The sequence below is a fragment of the Bacillus sp. NTK034 genome (assembly GCF_017303275.1).
GTDB lineage: Bacteria > Bacillota > Bacilli > Bacillales > Cytobacillaceae > Cytobacillus.
Map to the genome: position 1 here is coordinate 205,381 of NZ_JAFKOJ010000005.1, position 17,504 is coordinate 222,884.

Genomic DNA, 17,504 nt, shown 5'->3' on the forward strand with positions numbered 1-17,504 from the left:
TGTTTTTTGCAATAAGCGAATTCGGCATCCTGGATTTTCCAAATGAACTCTTACTGCGAGCGCTTAGCCTTCATTTCTTCAGCCAAATTGGCAAAAAACTCTTCGTTCGATTTTGTCTGTCTTAGCTTGCGAAGCAGTTTTTCGGCGAAATCCGGTGAATCAGACATGGATTTGCGGATTGCCCACAGCTTGTCCAGGTGATCTTTCTGTATAAGAAGTTCTTCTTTGCGCGTTCCGGAACGGCGGATGTCGATGGCCGGGAAGATTCTTCTTTCAGCCAAGGAGCGGTCAAGGTGCAGTTCCATATTGCCTGTCCCCTTGAATTCTTCGTAAATCACGTCATCCATGCGTGAGCCCGTGTCAACGAGTGCAGTTGCCAGAATCGTTAAGCTTCCGCCCTCTTCAATGTTTCGGGCTGCACCGAAGAAACGCTTTGGACGGTGGAATGCAGCCGGGTCAATACCGCCGGAGAGTGTTCTTCCGCTTGGAGGAATAACCAGGTTATAAGCTCTTGCCAGTCTTGTAATGCTGTCCATCAAAATAACAACATCACGCTTGTGCTCAACGAGGCGCATAGCTCGTTCAAGAACCAGCTCGGCCACTTTAATGTGGTTTTCAGGCACTTCATCAAATGTTGAGCTGACCACATCGCCTGCAACTGAACGCTCGATGTCTGTTACCTCTTCCGGGCGCTCGTCAATCAATAGCACGATCAGTTCCGCTTCCGGGTGGTTGGTTGTAATGCTATTGGCAATTTCTTTTAAAAGCATGGTCTTACCTGCTTTAGGAGGAGCGACAATCAGACCGCGCTGCCCGAATCCAACTGGTGCAAGCAGGTCCATAATTCTTGTAGACAGCTGTCTTGTACCTGTTTCCAATTTCATATGGCGGTTTGGATATAAAGGAGTCAGACCAGGGAAGTGAACGCGCTCTTTTGCTGATTCCGGATCATCGCCATTCACGGCTTCTACTTGCAGAAGACCAAAGTAACGCTCATTTTCTTTTGGAGGACGGACCTTTCCTGAAACCTTATCTCCGTTTCTTAAGTCAAAACGGCGGATCTGGGAAGCAGAAATATAAATATCCTCAGAGCTTGGTGAATAGTTGATTGGACGAAGGAAGCCGAATCCTTCTGACTGAATGATCTCCAGGACACCTTCCATGAAAAAGTAGCCTTCCTGCTCTGCTCTTGCTTTTAGGATGGCAAAAATCAATTCTTTTTTCGATAACTTGCTGTAGTAAGAAACTTTATATTCACGGGCAAGTTCATAAAGCTCTTTCAGCTTCATATTTTCTAAACTTGAAATGTTTAAACCCATTTTTACACCACACTTTTGAAATTTTCAATCATTTCCTTCATATGCAGCTGTATAAATATTGAACGGTATATGAAAGGAAAGGGAAAGATACTTTGAGGCACTGAAAATAGCTGAAGAATCTATCATTATGTTCTTAATTAAAGGTTTCGAGGAATGGAACGGTTTATTGTCCGTTTTTCAGTTGATATTAGAGGTATCCTCTTCTTCGAAAAGCGCAAGCGCCCTGCCCGACCCTCGAGGGGTTAGACGCTGGAGCCATTTAAAAAACAATCTCTATTTTACCCCTTAATATGAAAATTAATCAATAACTAAATTTGATATGGAAAATATAGAAGGAAGGAAATGAAAATGAGCAGGCTGGCACAGATGGCCAGCTCTCATTTTCTATCTATCTTTTATGGAAATTATTTAATAACAAGATTTGGCTTTTTCTTTAAACTATGGCGTCCCTCGACAAAGCGGACCGTACCTGATTTGGCACGCATGACAAGCGAATGGGTCGAACCATATGAGCCTTTAAACTGTACGCCTTTCAGAAGCTCTCCGTCTGTTACGCCTGTGGCAGCAAAAATGGCATCATCGCCTTTTACCAGGTCTTCCATAAGAAGGACTTTATTAATATCGAGGCCCATCTTCAAGCAGCGCTCAGCCTCTGCGTCATTTTGCGGAAGAAGTTTTCCTTGAATCTCTCCGCCAAGGCACTTAAGGGCTACAGCTGCCAATACGCCTTCTGGTGCTCCGCCTGATCCGAACAGGATATCTACACCTGTCTCATCAAAAGCTGTATTAATGGCTCCAGCTACGTCCCCGTCATTAATTAACTTAATTCGGGCACCTGCTTCGCGAAGCTGGCTGATGATGTGCTCATGGCGCTCACGGTTAAGCACTGTAGCCACGACATCCTGGATATCTTTGTTTTTTGCTCTTGCGACCGCTTTCAAATTATCCAAAACAGAAGCGTTAATATCAATTTGTCCAACTGCTTCAGGACCGACTGCAATTTTGTCCATGTACATATCCGGAGCATGCAGAAGATTTCCGTGGTCAGCTACCGCAAGAACAGCTAAGGCATTCCAGCCGCCGGATGCAACGATGTTAGTGCCTTCAAGCGGATCAACAGCAACATCTACACGCGGGCCATAGCCTGTTCCAAGCTTTTCCCCGATATAAAGCATTGGCGCTTCATCCATTTCGCCTTCCCCGATAACGACTGTTCCCTTCATTGGCACCGTATCGAATACATCTCTCATTGCAGAAGTAGCGGCATCATCCGCTTCATCTTTTAATCCGCGGCCCATCCAGCGTGCTGATGCTAAAGCGGCACCTTCCGTTACGCGAACTAATTCCATTGACAAACTTCTTTCCATCGATTCTTCCTCCCCGGATTCTAAGGCTGGCAGCATGGCGAATGCGGACCGGGTCTTTACCGCCGGCACCGCAAAAGCCATCCTTAATTTATATTTGTCTGCTGATGTCACTTAAGCTTTGGCCCAAGCAATCATCAGTCAGCTGTCAATATCTCAAGATGTTTCTCTATTTATGCGTTCTTCATTTGTTCCATTTCTTCTTTGCTCATTTCTTCGCGCCAGATTGTGGCACCAAGTCCATTCAGCTTTTCAACAAGATGGCTATAGCCTCTGTCGATATGCTCTAAGCCTGTGACTTCAGTAACTCCCTCAGCCATCAAACCGGCAATTACCAGTGCTGCGCCTGCGCGCAAATCGCTCGCCTTAACTTTAGCGCCCTGAAGCTGGATTGGCCCATTGATGATCGCCGAGCGTCCTTCAACTTTAATGTTGGCATTCATTCTGCGCAGCTCATCAATATGCTTGAAACGGGCACTATAAATGGTATCCGTAACCATGCTTGTCCCTTCTGCACCAGTTAACAGAGAAGTCAGCGGCTGCTGAAGATCTGTAGGGAAGCCAGGATAAACAAGCGTTTTAATATCCACTGCTTTCATTTTCTCAGCTGGCCCGACAAATACCTGGTCGTCGTTCGTTTCAACCTGAACGCCCATTTCGCGAAGCTTTGCTATTAGGGACTCAAGGTGATGGGGGATTACATTGTCAATCAGCACACCTTCTCCGGCCGCTGCACCAACGATCATATAGGTTCCCGCTTCAATCCGGTCTGGGATAATCGTATGCTGGCAGCCATGCAGCTGATCTACGCCATCGATGCGGATCACATCTGTGCCGGCACCCTTGATTTTCGCACCCATATTGGTTAAAAGCGTAGCAACATCAATGATTTCAGGCTCTTTTGCAGCATTTTCGATAATCGTTCTGCCTTTTGCCCTGACTGCGGCAAGCATGATATTGATGGTTGCTCCAACGCTGACAACATCGAGATAAATACGGGCTCCGCGAAGCTCATCGGCACGAAGGTAAATGGCTCCCTGCTCATTGGTCACACGCGCGCCAAGAGCTTCAAAACCTTTAATATGCTGGTCAATCGGCCTTGGCCCCAGATGGCATCCGCCAGGAAGTCCAATAACCGCTTTTTTGAATCGGCCGAGCATCGCTCCCATTAAATAATAGGAAGCGCGTAATTTTTTCACTTTTCCGTTCGGCAAAGGCATGGAAATCATGGAAGAGGGATCTACTGTCATATCATTTCCGGAGAATTCAACAGTGCCCCCTATTTCTTCAAGCAAATCTTTTAGAATTTGTACATCCGAAATATCCGGCAAACCTTCAATTGTCACAGGCGATTCCGCTAAAATGGTAGCTGGAATCAATGCTACTGCACTATTCTTCGCTCCGCTGATCCGGACTGTTCCTTTTAATGGATATCCGCCTGCAATCATTAGCTTTTCCATTTGTAACTCCCTTCTAAGCCGTTGTTAAACACACATGCTGACATTTGACTTCAATATTTAAAAAATTGATAGCCCTTACACCAAAAGCTACACACTACTTTTCTAACCAATTCCGCCAGAAAATAGCCCCAGATTCTATAAGAAACCAAATAGGCTTGTCTATTTTTAATATCGGAAAAATAGTCTTTGGGAAAATATGCACTTACATATTATCATGTATCTGCATTTTGCAACATTGCAAGATGAATAAGGAACAATTTTCCATGTGTTTTTTACAGATTCCGACATTATCTTTATCCTATAGTTTACACGAAAAATCAAATCTCATGTATTGTATTCAAAAAAAGTTAAAATTAAGAAAGAAGCACTAAAAGCCGGGGTACAAGTGAAGGGGCTGGCTTTGCTCAAGAAAAACGCAAGCGCCTTGCCCACCCCCGACACCTCGAGGGGGCAGGCACTTGCGCTAGACAGCTCTCAAAGTACAAATAAACAAAGCCAGTTTCCTAGAGTTATTTTTCCGAAGAAAGCCTTATCCTCTTGAGTTCCAGTCTGCCAGGAATGCTTCGATTCCCTTATCTGTAAGAGGATGGTTGAATAATTGCTGGATGACTTTATAAGGAACTGTCGAGATATGGGCTCCTCTTAATGCTGCATCCGTCACATGCTGAGGATGTCTGATGGAAGCGGCAATGATTTCTGTATCAATGTCATGAATTGCAAAGATTTCTGCGATTGTGGAAATGAGATCCAGACCGTTATGGCCAATATCGTCCAAACGTCCAAGGAATGGAGAAACGTAAGTAGCACCTGCTCTTGCAGCAAGCAGCGCCTGGTTTGCACTGAAGATTAAAGTTACATTTGTTTTAATGCCTTCTTTTGAAAAAGCACTTACTGCTTTTAGACCATCGGGGGTCATTGGGACTTTTATTGTGATGTTAGGTGCAATCGCTGCAAGCTCTCTTCCTTCTTTAATCATGCCTTCTGCATCAAGGGCGATAACCTCTGCACTTACTGAGCCTGGCACCAGGTCCGTGATTTCACGCAGACGGTCAGGGAAGGACACATTCTTTTCCTTTGCCACCAATGATGGATTGGTTGTTACTCCTGCTACTACCCCAAGGGCATATGCCTCTTTAATTTCGTCCATGTTTGCTGTATCGATGAAAAACTTCATAATAATCCCACCTTGTTTAATATTTTGATAATTAATGCTGCGGATATCTATGTATTATTAAATAAAGTTGTGATTCTGTAAAGCCTTACATTTGGATGCAGAAATTCCGCCAGCAGGCACTCAGCGAACTGCCGGATAAAATACAGGGAAACCGCCCCTAAATCCAGAAGCGGTTTCTTATGCAATGATATTAATTATGCTTTGTTTGAAGAACCGAACTCGCGCATTTTGCCAATTACAGTTTCTTTAATCGCTTCGCGTGCCGGTCCTAAGTATTTGCGTGGATCGTATACTTCTGTATCTGCTGCTAATACTTCGCGAACGCGTTTTGCAGAAGCAATTTGGTTTTCAGTGTTTACATTGATTTTTGCGGTTCCTAAAGAGATGGACTTTTGGATATCCTTTGTTGGAATTCCAGTTCCGCCATGAAGAACTAAAGGAACACCTGTAAGGCTTCCGATCTCTTCCATTTCAGCAAAGCCAAGGTTTGGCTCACCTTTGTATGGGCCATGAACAGAACCAAGTGCCGGAGCAAGGCAGTCGATGCCTGTGCGTTTTACCAGTTCTTCACATTCTTTAGCATCAGCATAAATAACGCCATCAGCTACAACATCGTCTTCCTGTCCGCCGACAGTTCCTAACTCTGCTTCAACTGAAACGCCTTTTGAATGTGCATATTCAACTACTTTAGAAGTAGTCTCAACGTTTTGTTCGAATGGATCATGAGAAGCATCGATCATAACAGATGTGAAGCCTGCATCGATCGCTTCTTTACATTTATCAAAACTTGAACCGTGATCTAAGTGGATAGCCACTGGAACGGTAATTTTGTAATCTTCCAGCAGTCCTTCAACCATCTTTACAACCGTTTTGAAACCGCCCATGTAGCGTGCAGCACCTTCGGAAACACCAAGGATAACCGGTGACTTTTCTTCTTCTGCCGCCTGCAGGATAGCTTGAGTGAACTCAAGGTTGTTTAAGTTAAATTGACCTACTGCATAGCCTTCTGATTTTGCTTTATTCAGCATTTCAGTCATAGAAACTAAAGGCATTTTTCTTCCTCCTTATTGATAATCGTTTAAGTTCATCAGACTAAATACTGTTAAAGTTTTCCCCTTAACACTATCGAATATGTACCCTTAAAATAGTCCGCTAAACAGATACGATCCTTTGGAATTCATCTGTTATCATACCAAAAAGGACTTAGAAAAGCCATTATTCCAGAGCGTTTTTGTTAATTGTCATAAAGCAAACGCTATCATTTTTATAGCGATGGAATTTCAGCTTAAAAACGGATAATTTTGGATTATTTCGAGTTAGGCACAGGTAGATATTTCTTTACCGCTGCCCTGATGTCATCAATATCGAATGGCTTCGCAAAGTGAGTAAGAGCTCCAAGATCCTTGGCCTCCTGAATCATATCGAGCTCGCCATATGCAGTCATGATAATGACGCGGATATCTTTATCCACCACTCTCATTCTTTTTAAGATTTCAATCCCGTCCATTCCCGGTATTTTCATGTCGAGAAGAACAAGATCAGGCGAATGCTTGGAAACAATGTCGAGAGCCTGGACTCCATTGGCAGCCTGGTATGTTTCGTACCCTTCTTTCTGTAGTACCTCATTAAGCAAAATACGGATTCCGAACTGATCATCTACAATTAAAATTTTCCCTTTCATCAAGCCACCTCTTCCTGTCGTATTAAAAGCACTTAGGTTTAAAACCATACTGAATTATGACTGCAGGTCACTTAACTATACATTCTCCTACAGCTAATTTCTCTGTGAAACATGATTATTCCTGCTGGTTTTTGCAATTTCAAATGTGAATATTTTACCTTTTCCTCCCTTTTCACTATAATAGAACCGCTAAGTGCAGTGAGCGAAGGAGTGAAATAATTGCTTAAGATGTTTTCTACCCAGCTGACAGGGCTGTTTAAAAGACTTCAGGAAAAAGAGGAGTTTTCCATCGAGGACAGCGCACGCCTATTGGCTCAGGCTGCCGCCGGTGATGGAAAAATATATATTTACGGTACTAAAGAAATGGCTGCCATTGGTTATGAAGCCGTTCATAGCCAGGAACCGCTTAGAGATGCAGCGATTTTGGAAAGTGATGCGAAAGTCGCAGAAACAGACAGAGTGATCATCTTCTCAAGACATTCAGATGACGAAGACGCTGCTGCTCTGGCAAAATCTTTGTCTGAAAAAGGAATTCCCTTTGTGGCTGTGAGCACAGTTAAGGCGGAAAACAATGTTAACATCTCTGATTTAGCCGATGTCCATATTGATTTGAAGCTTGCTAAAGGGCTTCTTCCTGATGAAGAAGGCAACCGCTTCGGCTATCCGGCATCCATGGCTGCTTTATTTGTTTATTATGGAATAAAGTTTACGATTGAAGAGATTTTGGCGGAGTATGAATAATAGATGAGCAGAATCAGCCCCCAATTTCGGGGGCTGCTGTCATTTTTCTAGTTTGTTCCTTATTGCTGAGCTGGCTTCTTTTGGTGCTTGATTACTTGTAATGGCACTTCCAACAATGACAACATCAGCAATACTATCCTTCAATTCCCCAATTGTTTTTTCTGAAATCCCGCCTGCAATAGCGACTTCGATATCATTTAACCCTTTAACAAGTCTGAATAAAGCGGGATCCGCTATAGAACCCTCTTTCTGCATATCCTTTCCTATATGGAGACAAAATAAGTCCGCTCCCAAATCATATAGGCTCTTAACTCTTTTGGCGTCCTTAATTCCCAGCAAATCAATCATAATTCTTTTATTAGCATCATTTGCAATCTCTAATGCCTGTTTGATCGTGCTGTTATGTGAAAAGCCCATCACAGTCATAACGTCCGCCCCTGCTTTAAAGGCCTGTTCTGCCTCATGTTTTCCTGCGTCACAAGTTTTCATATCCGCCACAATTGTTTTTTCTGGATAAGCAGCCTTCATTTCCCGAACTATCTTCATACCATATTCTTTAATAACGCCCGTCCCAATCTCAATCCAATCGATATTGTCACAAGTTTCATCTGCGATACGGAAACAATCATGTTCGGTTAAGCGGTCAAGTGCTAGCTGAATTTTCACTTCTATTCTCCTTCTTTTAGAATTGTATTTTATAAGGAAGCAGCCTGAAACAAAAACCACAGGAATACTTCCTGTGGCTTATTTTTCATATTAAACTCCTGAGTATGCCATAAAGCCGCCGTCAACTGGTACCGTAACACCCGTTACGAAACCAGAATATTCTTCGTCAGCAAGCCACAGCAGCACACCAAGCAAATCTTTTGGCTGGCCAAATCTTTTCATTGGTGTATGAGCAATAATTTTTTCTGATCTGGCCGTATGGGAACCATCTTCATTCAATAATAAATTGCGGTTTTGAGTTGTTAAGAAAAAGCCCGGTGCAATTGCATTTACCCTCAACCCTGTTTCTGCGAAATGCACAGCCATCCACATTGTAAAATTATTAATGGCTGATTTGGCTGCACTATAGGCAGGCACTTTTGTCATTGGCGAATATGAACTCATTGATGAGATATTAATAATGATAGGTGATTCCTGCTTTAGCAGTTCTTTGCCAAAAACCTGGCTGGCTAAAAAAGTCCCTGTAAAGTTGCTGGCAAATACTTGGGAGAAGCCTTTCTCATCCATATCAAAGAAGGACTTTTCAGAAGAAGACTCCACATTATAGGTTTCTACAGAAGTAATGGCATCCGGGTGATTCCCGCCTGCACCATTAATTAATATATCCACCCTGCCAAAGTGGCTGATCACTTCTTCCCTTGCCTTTTCCAGGGATTCACGATCTAAGACGTCTGCTGCAACAGCAATCGCTGTCCCCCCTGCTTTCTCAATTTCGGCTGATACCACAGCTCCCTTTTCTGCCGTACGATTAAGAATGGCCACTTTCACCCCATGTCTTGCAAGCTCCCTGGCCATTTCCGAGCATAGCACGCCGCTTCCGCCCGTAATTACAGCTGTTTTTCCATTTAAATTTCCGTGTATTGGAAACATTAGCATTCTCCTTATTTCTCAGATTGATAGGCATCCCATAATCCGTGAAGATACATGATTCCAAGAGCCCGGTCATATAATCCGTAACCTGGTCTGCATTCTTCACCCCAAAGATGCCTGCCGTGGTCAGGACGCACGTACCCCTCATATTGAATCTCTGATAACTCCTTGACGACCCCTTTAATATTGATGGAACCATCTGCTGTTAGATGAGAAGTTTCAATAAAATCGCCATTGTCGAATATCTTTACATTTCGGATATGTGCAAATGGTGATCTTGCGGCAAATTTTCTTGCCAGGTCAACCATGTCATTTTGCGGATTAGCTCCTAGAGATCCTGTACAAAATGTAATGCCATTGGAGGGAGAGCCGGAAATAGATAGGAGTTTCTGCAGACTTTCTTCTCCGGTCATGATACGCGGCAGGCCAAAAATGGACCAGGGCGGATCATCCGGGTGGATTGCCATCTTGATGCCTGCTTCTTCTGCCACTGGCAGTATTTCCTTTAGGAAATAGCGCAGGTTGTCCCACAAGTCCTCTGCCGTTATATCCTGATACGCTGCAAATAACTCTTTAATCCGGGACATTTTCTCAGGCTCCCAGCCAGGAAGAGTCAAATCAGAAGCCTCGGAAACCGTTTTAATTAAATCCTGCGGATCCAGATTTTCCACTTTGTTTTTTTCATAAAACAATGCCGTTGAGCCATCTGGAAGTGCACGGTATAAGTCAGTCCGCGTCCAATCAAAGACAGGCATGAAGTTATAACAAATAACTTTAACCCCAAATTCACCCAGGTTCCGAATGGTTTTCTTATAATTTTCTATATGTAGGTCCCTTTCATTGTTTCCAAGCTTAATAGATTCATGTATATTAACACTTTCCACCACATCTGCATGAAACCCAAAGGACTTTATATACTCAACTTCCGATTTAATCTCATCTGTTTCCCAAACTTCCCCGACAGGTTTTCTGTGAAGGGCCCAAACGATTCCTTTCACATTGGGTATCTGTTTCACTTGTTCAAGAGTTACGGTATCATTATCCCTTCCATACCAGCGAAAGGTCATATTCATTTTCCGCCGCCTCCCTTAATTGCTTCGACATATTTTTCACAAAGTGCTTTTACCGACTCTTTGCCGCCGGCTTTGTAAGCCTTGTTTAAGTCACTTCCAATACCGGCTGCGACAGCGCCAGCTTCAAGCCACGCACTGACATTATCCAGATTCACACCGCCAGTGGGCATGATGCTCACCTGAGGCAGGGGTCCATTGACTGCACCGATAAATGATGGATCAAAGCGATTTGCCGGAAACAGCTTTACAATGTCACAGCCGTATTCGAGAGCTGTCACGATTTCAGTTATGGTCATGCATCCAGGAAGATATGGAATGCTGTATCGATTGCAAAGCAAGGCTATATCCTTATCAAAATGCGGACTCACTACAAATTCCGCCCCATTTAAAATAGCATGACGGGCTGTTTCCGAATCCAGAACTGTCCCAGCCCCGATTATACCGTCTGAGCCTCTTAAAGTCTGAAACACTTTTTCCGCCTCAGGTGTAGTATAAGTCACTTCAATAGCACGAAAACCTCCTGCTATGGCTGCCTCCGAAATTTCAATCGCTTCTTCAGGTGTTTTTCCGCGCACAACTGCAACCACTTTCGATTCTGTCAGCTGATTAAGTTTCTCTATTTTTAAGTTCATCTAATCTCCCCTTAATCGAAAACAATAACTGCTTTTCGAACCTGGTCAGGATTGTTCTCTACATATTGGAATGCTTCCTTCACTTCACTTATCGGAAAATGGTGGGTAATAAAACCGTTTGATTGAAGCTTTTCTGCATTCAGCAGAGATACAACCTTTTCAAATTGGTTTGTCTGAAGCCGTGAACCGACAATGGTTACTTCTTTTTTAGTGATTGGAAGCTGCGGAATGGATGAGGGCCGTTCATCAAATCCCAGCACAACTACTGTGCCGGCAGGCGATACAAGATTTACGCCAAGCTCAAAGGTGGAAGGCAGACATACTGCATCAATCACAACATTTGGCCCTTCACCATCTGTCAATTCCAATACCCGATCTTCTACAGACTCTTCCGATGCATTAATGATTTCATCTGCCCCATTTTCCTTGGCAAATGCCAGTCGCTCCTGCTTCAAATCACTGATGATGACTCTTGCTCCCTGCAGCTTAGCCATTTTTAAAATGCATATGCCTATCGGGCCGCTTCCCTGGATGAATACAGTATCTCCTTCCTCAACGCCCCCGCGCCACACAGCTTGAGCTCCAATGGTGTAGGGTTCAGCCAATACGATTTCATCCCATTCTAAAGATGAATTCACAATATGTAGCTGTTTTTCAGGCAGTACGAAGAATTCCCGCAAGCCTCCATCTTCATGAACACCAAAAACAGATAAAGACTGACATACATTCGGGCGCCCTTTCCGGCATGCATAGCACTCTCCGCAGTAGCGGATTGGCTCCACTACAACATGGTCACCAGGTTTTATTCCTGAAACATTTGATCCGACTTCAACGACTTCACCGGCCACTTCATGGCCAACAATTCTTGGATAAGTGGCAAGCGGATTTGTCCCATGGTAAATATGCATATCAGAACCGCATATTCCGACCCTTTTCACTTCCACCAGGACTTCATCGGGATTGCTTATAACTGGTGTTTCTATATCAATAACTTCCATTTCCATTGCACTTGGAATTTGAACTGCTTTCATTTTACTGCCCCCTATTCAAATAAACTTGGAAGAAACAGTGAGATTTGCGGCACAAAAGCCACAAGCATTAAGACTGCCAGACTGACACCTAAAAATGGCAGTAATTCTTTTGCTGTTTTCCCAATTGAGATCTTGCCAATTTGTGATGCTACGAATAGACATACACCAACCGGAGGCGTTACAAGTCCAATAACAAGGTTCAATACCATCATGACACCAAATTGAACCGGATCCATTCCGATGGAAGCCGCTACTGGCAATAACACCGGGAATAGGATGACTAGAGCCGCAATCGTCTCCATGAACGTTCCAACAAATAACAGCAGCAAGTTAATCAATAGAATAACGACAATTGGGTTTGAAGAGATCCCCAGTATTGCATCTGCAACCATTTGAGGAATCTGCTCACTTACCATAATCCAGCCAAACAGGTTGGCAAAGCCTACGAGAAGCATGATAGAAGCCGTACCTGTCATGGAAGAGAGCATAATTTCCGGAATTTTTTTAATTGGAAGCTCTTTATAAACGAAGATTCCAATGACAAAGGCATACAATACTGCAATGACAGAAGCTTCAGTCGGTGTGAAGTAGCCTCCGAGAATTCCATACATAATGATAACTGTCATAAATAGTGCCCAGAACGCTCCAGTGAAGCTTTTCCATATTTCCTTTAATGACTTTCTTTCCCCTTTGGGATAATTTCTTTTAACAGAAATAATATAGGTTGGAATCATTAATCCCAGTCCAAGTAATATCCCTGGCAGAGCACCGGCCAAAAACAGGTCGCCAATAGATACTGACGCAAGTGTCCCCACGATAATCATTGGAAGAGACGGAGGAATAATCGGGCCAACAGTTGATGAAGATGCCGTTACAGCTGCAGAAAAACCTGCTCCGTACCCTTCTTTTTTCATCGCAGGAATAAGAATAGCTCCTATACTGGCTGTGTCTGCCAATGCTGTACCTGAAATGCCTGCAAATCCCATTGAGGATCCTACATTTGCTAAGCCAAGGCCCCCGCGGATATGGCCGAAGCAATTATTTGCAAACTGAATGATGCGATCCGTAATACCGCCAGCATTCATTAAATTTCCTGCCAGAATAAACCCGGGAATACAGAGCAAAACAAAGGAGTTTAGTCCTCCAAACATTTTTTGCGGAATGATGCTTAACGGGATATCAGCCAGAATTAAATAAAAAAGTGAAGACAGCCCAAGGCTGAATGCTACTGGCACGCCCAGGAATATCAGAATTATGAACGAGAAAAACAAAATGGCTGCCATCATAGCTCCCCACCACCCATTTGTGAATTAAAGTCTTCTTCATTTCGAATTAGCCTAATGATTTTGACAATTGAATACAATAATAAAAATGAACTCATGATAAATATTGCAGCGTGGATTACCGACATCTGAAAAGGCATTGTAGCTGAAGTCTGGTTTCCCCCTAGCTGTGTAAAGAACCATCCTTCTTTAACGAGAACCCCGCTTAGCAATATAATCAGCAAATAAATTCCAATTTCATAATAGCGGCGAAAAGCATGTGACATTTTTGCGAGTATCAGATCCACATTAATAAACTCGCCTCGAAGCAAAGCTAGCGGTGCCCCAAAGCAAATGGAGTATATAAACAAATATCGCGTAAGCTCTTCCGTCCAAATGGCTGTGTAGGGAAGATAGCGCGACATGATTTGGATGGTAACCACGATAATAACCCCTGAAAAACTCATAACAGTCAAGAAGGCTAATATTCGGTCAAGCCAAATTCGAATCTTCATGTTTTCATTCCTTCCTTTAATTAAAGGCACAGCTGGCAAAATAGTCAGCGGTGCCTTTAACTTGTTCCAATAAGACTATTATTCTACCTCTAGAATTTTTTCATAAAGCTCATACTGTTCCGGCTTAAGGCTATCTTTAATCGCAGGCTGCATTTTTTCACGGAAGGCATCCTGGTCAACATCAACAAACTCCATTCCTTCGCTTTCAAGCTCAGACTCTATTTTTGAAATTTCCTCATCATAAAGTTTTTCTCCAAATGCCTGTGCTTCTGCAGCTGCTTCTGTCACAGCTTTTTTCTGTTCATCATTCAGGGCCTCAAACTGCTTGTTCCCAATCAGGATATAAATCCATGAATATACATGCTCTGTACGGTTCACATACTTTTGAACTTCATATAATCCGCCGCTCTGAATTAAGTCAACCGGATTTTCCTGTCCTTTAATAACTCCTTGCTGAAGGCCAGTAAATACTTCATTGAAGTCCATAACCTGCGGCTTAGCGCCTGCAGCTTCCCAAACTTTCAGGAACAATGGAACATTTGGTACACGCATTGAGAATCCCTTCAAATCAGATGGTGCCTCAATAGGCTCACTTGAAGTCAAGTTACGTGGAGCGCGTGTATGATAATACAAAGGAGTCAAGCCAACTTTTTCAGTGATTTCCTTTTCAATTTCTTCACCGATTTCCCCTTCTACAACCGTTTTTACATGGTCAAGATCACGGAAGGCATACGGTACTGCCATTAAAGCAGCTTTAGGTGCCCAGTTTTGCATGGTTTCCCCTGAAATGACCATGTCAGCTGTACCCGCCTGAATGGCATTGATTGTATCTGTTTCTCCGCCAAGAGAGTTATTCGGGAAAATTTGAATTTCAATTTGCCCGTCTGTTTTTTCAGTAACCAGATCTGCAAATTCCTCAGCTGTTTTATGCCAAATGTGATTCTCGTCTGCCAAGTGGCCAAACTTCCACTTGATTACTTCTCCCTCTTGCTTCTCGCCACTTGCCCCATTAGAACCGCCAGAACCGCAGGCACTAAGCATCAAAGTCGCAGCTAAAACACCGGATAACCACTTAAATTTCATTGTTTTTCTCCCCTTTTTTTCTATAGATTTAGTTTGTTAAAAACTGATGTACCGTTGAAGCAATTATGATCCCTTTTTCGAGATTTCTTTCTTCATTCATTTGTTCAATTTCACCTGGCACAAGAACACTTTTAAAACCGGGAGCTGGAGGGGCCTGACGGATTTCTGCCATCATTTGATCCATATTTCCCAGGAATGCTTCTGCATCCGTGAAGAATGCCGGATTAATTGCACAGAAATAATGGCCAAGCTTCCGCTTCTTATCCAGGTCTCCATACATCTTGGCTACATGCGGCCCAAAAGCTGCACCTGCAAGCAAACCTGAGAAGATATCGACAATCATTGATAGTCCATAGCCCTTAGGCCCGCCAAACGGAGAAAGTGAAACGACCTTGGAAGGATCTCTTACGGTTTCCCCATTCTCGTCCACACCCCATCCTTCTGGAATTTCTTTTCCTTCTTCTTTATATTGAAGAATTTTCCCCAGAGCTACATTCGATGTTGCCATATCCAGGATGAATGGTTTCTGTGTTTTTGCCGGAACGCCATAGGCAATCGGATTGGTTCCAAGGAAAGCATCTTTGCCTCCAAAGGGCACGACAATTTTATCGGTATGGGTCATCGCAATTCCAATCAGGTTTTGCTCTGCCGCGTTTTGAACAAAATAACTAAGTGCCCCGCAATGGCTGCTGTTAATGGCTGTGACCATTCCCACACCATTTTCCTTTGCCATCTGGATGGCATGATTCATGGCTTCATCTGCAATGACGTGTCCAAATCCGTCATCGCCATCGACTACCCCTGTCACAGGACCAGTTTTATTGAATGTAATCTCCGGATTGGGATTAATTCCTCCAGCATTAAGGCGATTCACATAATGTTCAGTACGTAAAACACCATGTGAATTAACATTTCTTAAATCTGCATGAACCAGTATTTCCGCAACTTTTTCTGCATGTTCATGTATCAAGCCAGCATCTGTTAGTTTCTGAACTACTAGCTTCTTAGCTTCTTCATGATGAATTGTCACAGTAGACATAATGATCCCCCTACTCCAGGTTGGTATGTTTCTTGACCATTTCTTCGTTCGAATTTCTTTCTGATAAACTATCAACAATTGCAGCATCTAAGATGAGATGTGCGGCCTGATCAAACTGATTTCCCAGAGGCTGAATCGTATCCGGTTCTCCTGTATGGCGGTATTTTGTTGCCGCAGGAATTTGCATTCCCCCCGTAAAGCACGGCTGATGAATGGCCTCTTTATTAGTGGTTATTAAAAATACTTTTGCCCCCGCCCTGAAGGCGTTTTCAGAAAAACTTATTGTCTGTCCTGTTTTGGCTGAGCCAGATAAAACGATTAATATATCGTCTTTCTGAATGGCCGGTGTTGTTGTTTCTCCCAAAACATAGACCGTTTTTCCGCTATGCATAAGACGCATGGCAATCGCCTTTGCCACTAGGCCTGACCGACCTTCTCCAGTAAAGAAAAAACGAGCGTCACTCTTTAAAAGTGCTACGAAAGATTCGTATTCGTTCTTATCGACATGTGAGCATACTGCTCTCATTTCTTTGAGAATTGTAAGAATTGTATCCATTGTCCACCTCTTATCTTTCAACAATAAGGTCATTATTGATAAATGCGTTTACTTCATTTAGATAAGGAAGACCTTCATTATCTCCTGAGACGGTTGTAACCAGGGCGCCTACGCCATTCGCAAATTGAAGCAGCTTTTCCTTGCTGAAACCGTTCAGCCAGCCATAAACGTATCCGGCATCGAATCCATCTCCGGCTCCGACTGTGTCAACTGGAGTCACACGGAAGCTCTCTGCCCGTGTCCAAATACCATCCCTGAATAGCTTTGATCCATTAGCGCCATCCTTTAAGACCAAATCTCTGATGCCATATTCTCTGGCAAAAAGCGCAAGTTCATCTTCTTCTTCCATCCCGCTTATTAACCTGATCTCTTCTAACCCAGTCAGCAGGATATCAACATGCGGAAGAATGTCTTTATACGCTCTTCTCGCTTCTTCGATTGACCAAAGCTTCAGTCTGATATTTGGATCAAAGGAGATTGGAATCTTTTTTTGTTTTGCAGCTTCTATCACTTTAGCGGCAATTTCGATGTTCTTTGGATCAATAGCAAGGAAAACACCTGTAAGATGGACAAGATCTACATTTTCAAACAGTTCTTCCTGAATCATATCCGGTGTCAAAGTTAAAATAGGCGAGTTATACCGGTAATAGAATGTCTTGCCTGATCCATCCTCATTGATTTCCTTAAAGTTAAGTGATGTTGGGCAGCCGCTTACAAAATTCACACCCGATACATCTACGCCCTCTCCCCGAGCGAAGTTATATATGACTCTGCCAAACTCATCTTCCCCCAGCCGGCTAATCCACTTGCTGCCTAACCCAAGCCTTGCACATCCAATGGCAAAGTTGAGTTCTGCACCGCCCACCTTGCGTTCAAACTGGGTAACATATCTAAGTGGCCCTTTTACAGCTGGGTTCAGTGTTATCATGGCATCTCCGATTGTTAAAACTTTGAATGGTGATGACATTATTTTCTCTC

At 43.3% G+C, this 17,504-nt stretch carries 18 protein-coding genes; 1 reads left to right on the forward strand and 17 read right to left on the reverse strand.

Annotated elements, in window-relative coordinates; translation table 11 throughout:
• Nucleotides 1-50: 50 nt before the first annotated feature.
• The 6 genes from rho to JI665_RS16010 all read right to left on the reverse strand — a co-directional run bounded on the left by rho (nucleotide 51) and on the right by JI665_RS16010 (nucleotide 7,001).
• Nucleotides 51-1,319 (reverse strand): transcription termination factor Rho, encoded by a 1,269-nt coding sequence (gene rho, locus JI665_RS15985; RefSeq protein ID WP_113882361.1) that lies wholly within the window; start codon nucleotides 1,317-1,319, stop codon nucleotides 51-53.
• A gap of 404 nt (nucleotides 1,320-1,723) precedes the next feature.
• Nucleotides 1,724-2,686 (reverse strand): class II fructose-bisphosphatase, encoded by a 963-nt coding sequence (gene glpX, locus JI665_RS15990; protein ID WP_009332282.1) that lies wholly within the window; start codon nucleotides 2,684-2,686, stop codon nucleotides 1,724-1,726.
• Nucleotides 2,687-2,856: 170 nt separating this feature from the next.
• On the reverse strand, nucleotides 2,857-4,143 hold the full coding sequence (locus tag JI665_RS15995) for a UDP-N-acetylglucosamine 1-carboxyvinyltransferase (protein WP_206840759.1): 1,287 nt from the start codon (nucleotides 4,141-4,143) through the stop codon (nucleotides 2,857-2,859).
• Nucleotides 4,144-4,672: 529 nt separating this feature from the next.
• Nucleotides 4,673-5,317: a fructose-6-phosphate aldolase gene (gene fsa / locus JI665_RS16000; protein WP_206840761.1), complete on the reverse strand. Its 645-nt coding sequence runs from the start codon at nucleotides 5,315-5,317 to the stop codon at nucleotides 4,673-4,675.
• A 194-nt stretch (nucleotides 5,318-5,511) separates the two neighbouring features.
• A complete protein-coding gene (locus tag JI665_RS16005) occupies nucleotides 5,512-6,369 on the reverse strand; it encodes a class II fructose-bisphosphate aldolase (protein WP_019380596.1) in 858 nt (285 codons plus the stop codon).
• Between the two features lie 254 nt (nucleotides 6,370-6,623).
• Nucleotides 6,624-7,001 (reverse strand): response regulator, encoded by a 378-nt coding sequence (locus tag JI665_RS16010; protein ID WP_206840763.1) that lies wholly within the window; start codon nucleotides 6,999-7,001, stop codon nucleotides 6,624-6,626.
• Nucleotides 7,002-7,217: 216 nt separating this feature from the next.
• On the opposite strand from JI665_RS16010, the gene JI665_RS16015 reads away from it, so the two are divergent.
• A complete protein-coding gene (locus JI665_RS16015; RefSeq protein ID WP_206840765.1) occupies nucleotides 7,218-7,739 on the forward strand; it encodes a DUF2529 domain-containing protein in 522 nt (173 codons plus the stop codon).
• A 39-nt stretch (nucleotides 7,740-7,778) separates the two neighbouring features.
• Here JI665_RS16015 and hxlA read toward each other — a convergent pair whose 3' ends face one another.
• The 11 genes from hxlA to JI665_RS16070 all read right to left on the reverse strand — a co-directional run bounded on the left by hxlA (nucleotide 7,779) and on the right by JI665_RS16070 (nucleotide 17,493).
• On the reverse strand, nucleotides 7,779-8,405 hold the full coding sequence (gene hxlA, locus JI665_RS16020; RefSeq protein WP_206840767.1) for a 3-hexulose-6-phosphate synthase: 627 nt from the start codon (nucleotides 8,403-8,405) through the stop codon (nucleotides 7,779-7,781).
• Nucleotides 8,406-8,495: 90 nt separating this feature from the next.
• Nucleotides 8,496-9,335 (reverse strand): SDR family oxidoreductase, encoded by an 840-nt coding sequence (locus JI665_RS16025; protein ID WP_206840769.1) that lies wholly within the window; start codon nucleotides 9,333-9,335, stop codon nucleotides 8,496-8,498.
• An 11-nt stretch (nucleotides 9,336-9,346) separates the two neighbouring features.
• The gene (uxuA, locus tag JI665_RS16030; RefSeq protein ID WP_206840771.1) at nucleotides 9,347-10,408 is read right to left on the reverse strand and encodes a mannonate dehydratase; all 1,062 of its coding nucleotides are present in this window, start codon (nucleotides 10,406-10,408) and stop codon (nucleotides 9,347-9,349) included.
• Nucleotides 10,405-11,040 (reverse strand): bifunctional 2-keto-4-hydroxyglutarate aldolase/2-keto-3-deoxy-6-phosphogluconate aldolase, encoded by a 636-nt coding sequence (locus JI665_RS16035; RefSeq protein WP_206840773.1) that lies wholly within the window; start codon nucleotides 11,038-11,040, stop codon nucleotides 10,405-10,407. Before JI665_RS16035 ends, uxuA begins: the two co-directional genes overlap by 4 nt.
• Before the next feature lie 11 nt (nucleotides 11,041-11,051).
• Nucleotides 11,052-12,071, reverse strand: a complete 1,020-nt coding sequence (locus JI665_RS16040) for a zinc-binding alcohol dehydrogenase family protein (RefSeq protein WP_206840775.1) — start codon at nucleotides 12,069-12,071, stop codon at nucleotides 11,052-11,054.
• Nucleotides 12,072-12,082: 11 nt separating this feature from the next.
• Nucleotides 12,083-13,357 carry a TRAP transporter large permease gene (locus tag JI665_RS16045; protein WP_206840777.1) on the reverse strand — a complete coding sequence of 425 codons (1,275 nt, stop codon included), beginning with the start codon at nucleotides 13,355-13,357 and terminating at the stop codon, nucleotides 12,083-12,085.
• A complete protein-coding gene (locus tag JI665_RS16050; protein ID WP_206840778.1) occupies nucleotides 13,354-13,848 on the reverse strand; it encodes a TRAP transporter small permease in 495 nt (164 codons plus the stop codon). The genes JI665_RS16045 and JI665_RS16050 overlap by 4 nt, the downstream gene beginning before the upstream one ends.
• Before the next feature lie 78 nt (nucleotides 13,849-13,926).
• Nucleotides 13,927-14,931 carry a TRAP transporter substrate-binding protein gene (locus JI665_RS16055; RefSeq protein ID WP_206840780.1) on the reverse strand — a complete coding sequence of 335 codons (1,005 nt, stop codon included), beginning with the start codon at nucleotides 14,929-14,931 and terminating at the stop codon, nucleotides 13,927-13,929.
• 28 nt (nucleotides 14,932-14,959) lie between these two features.
• Nucleotides 14,960-15,970 carry an ureidoglycolate dehydrogenase gene (gene allD, locus JI665_RS16060; RefSeq protein WP_206840782.1) on the reverse strand — a complete coding sequence of 337 codons (1,011 nt, stop codon included), beginning with the start codon at nucleotides 15,968-15,970 and terminating at the stop codon, nucleotides 14,960-14,962.
• Nucleotides 15,971-15,980: 10 nt separating this feature from the next.
• Nucleotides 15,981-16,526, reverse strand: a complete 546-nt coding sequence (gene hxlB, locus JI665_RS16065; RefSeq protein ID WP_206840784.1) for a 6-phospho-3-hexuloisomerase — start codon at nucleotides 16,524-16,526, stop codon at nucleotides 15,981-15,983.
• A gap of 10 nt (nucleotides 16,527-16,536) precedes the next feature.
• Nucleotides 16,537-17,493, reverse strand: a complete 957-nt coding sequence (locus JI665_RS16070) for a sugar kinase (protein ID WP_206840786.1) — start codon at nucleotides 17,491-17,493, stop codon at nucleotides 16,537-16,539.
• Between the last annotated feature and the right edge of the window lie 11 nt (nucleotides 17,494-17,504).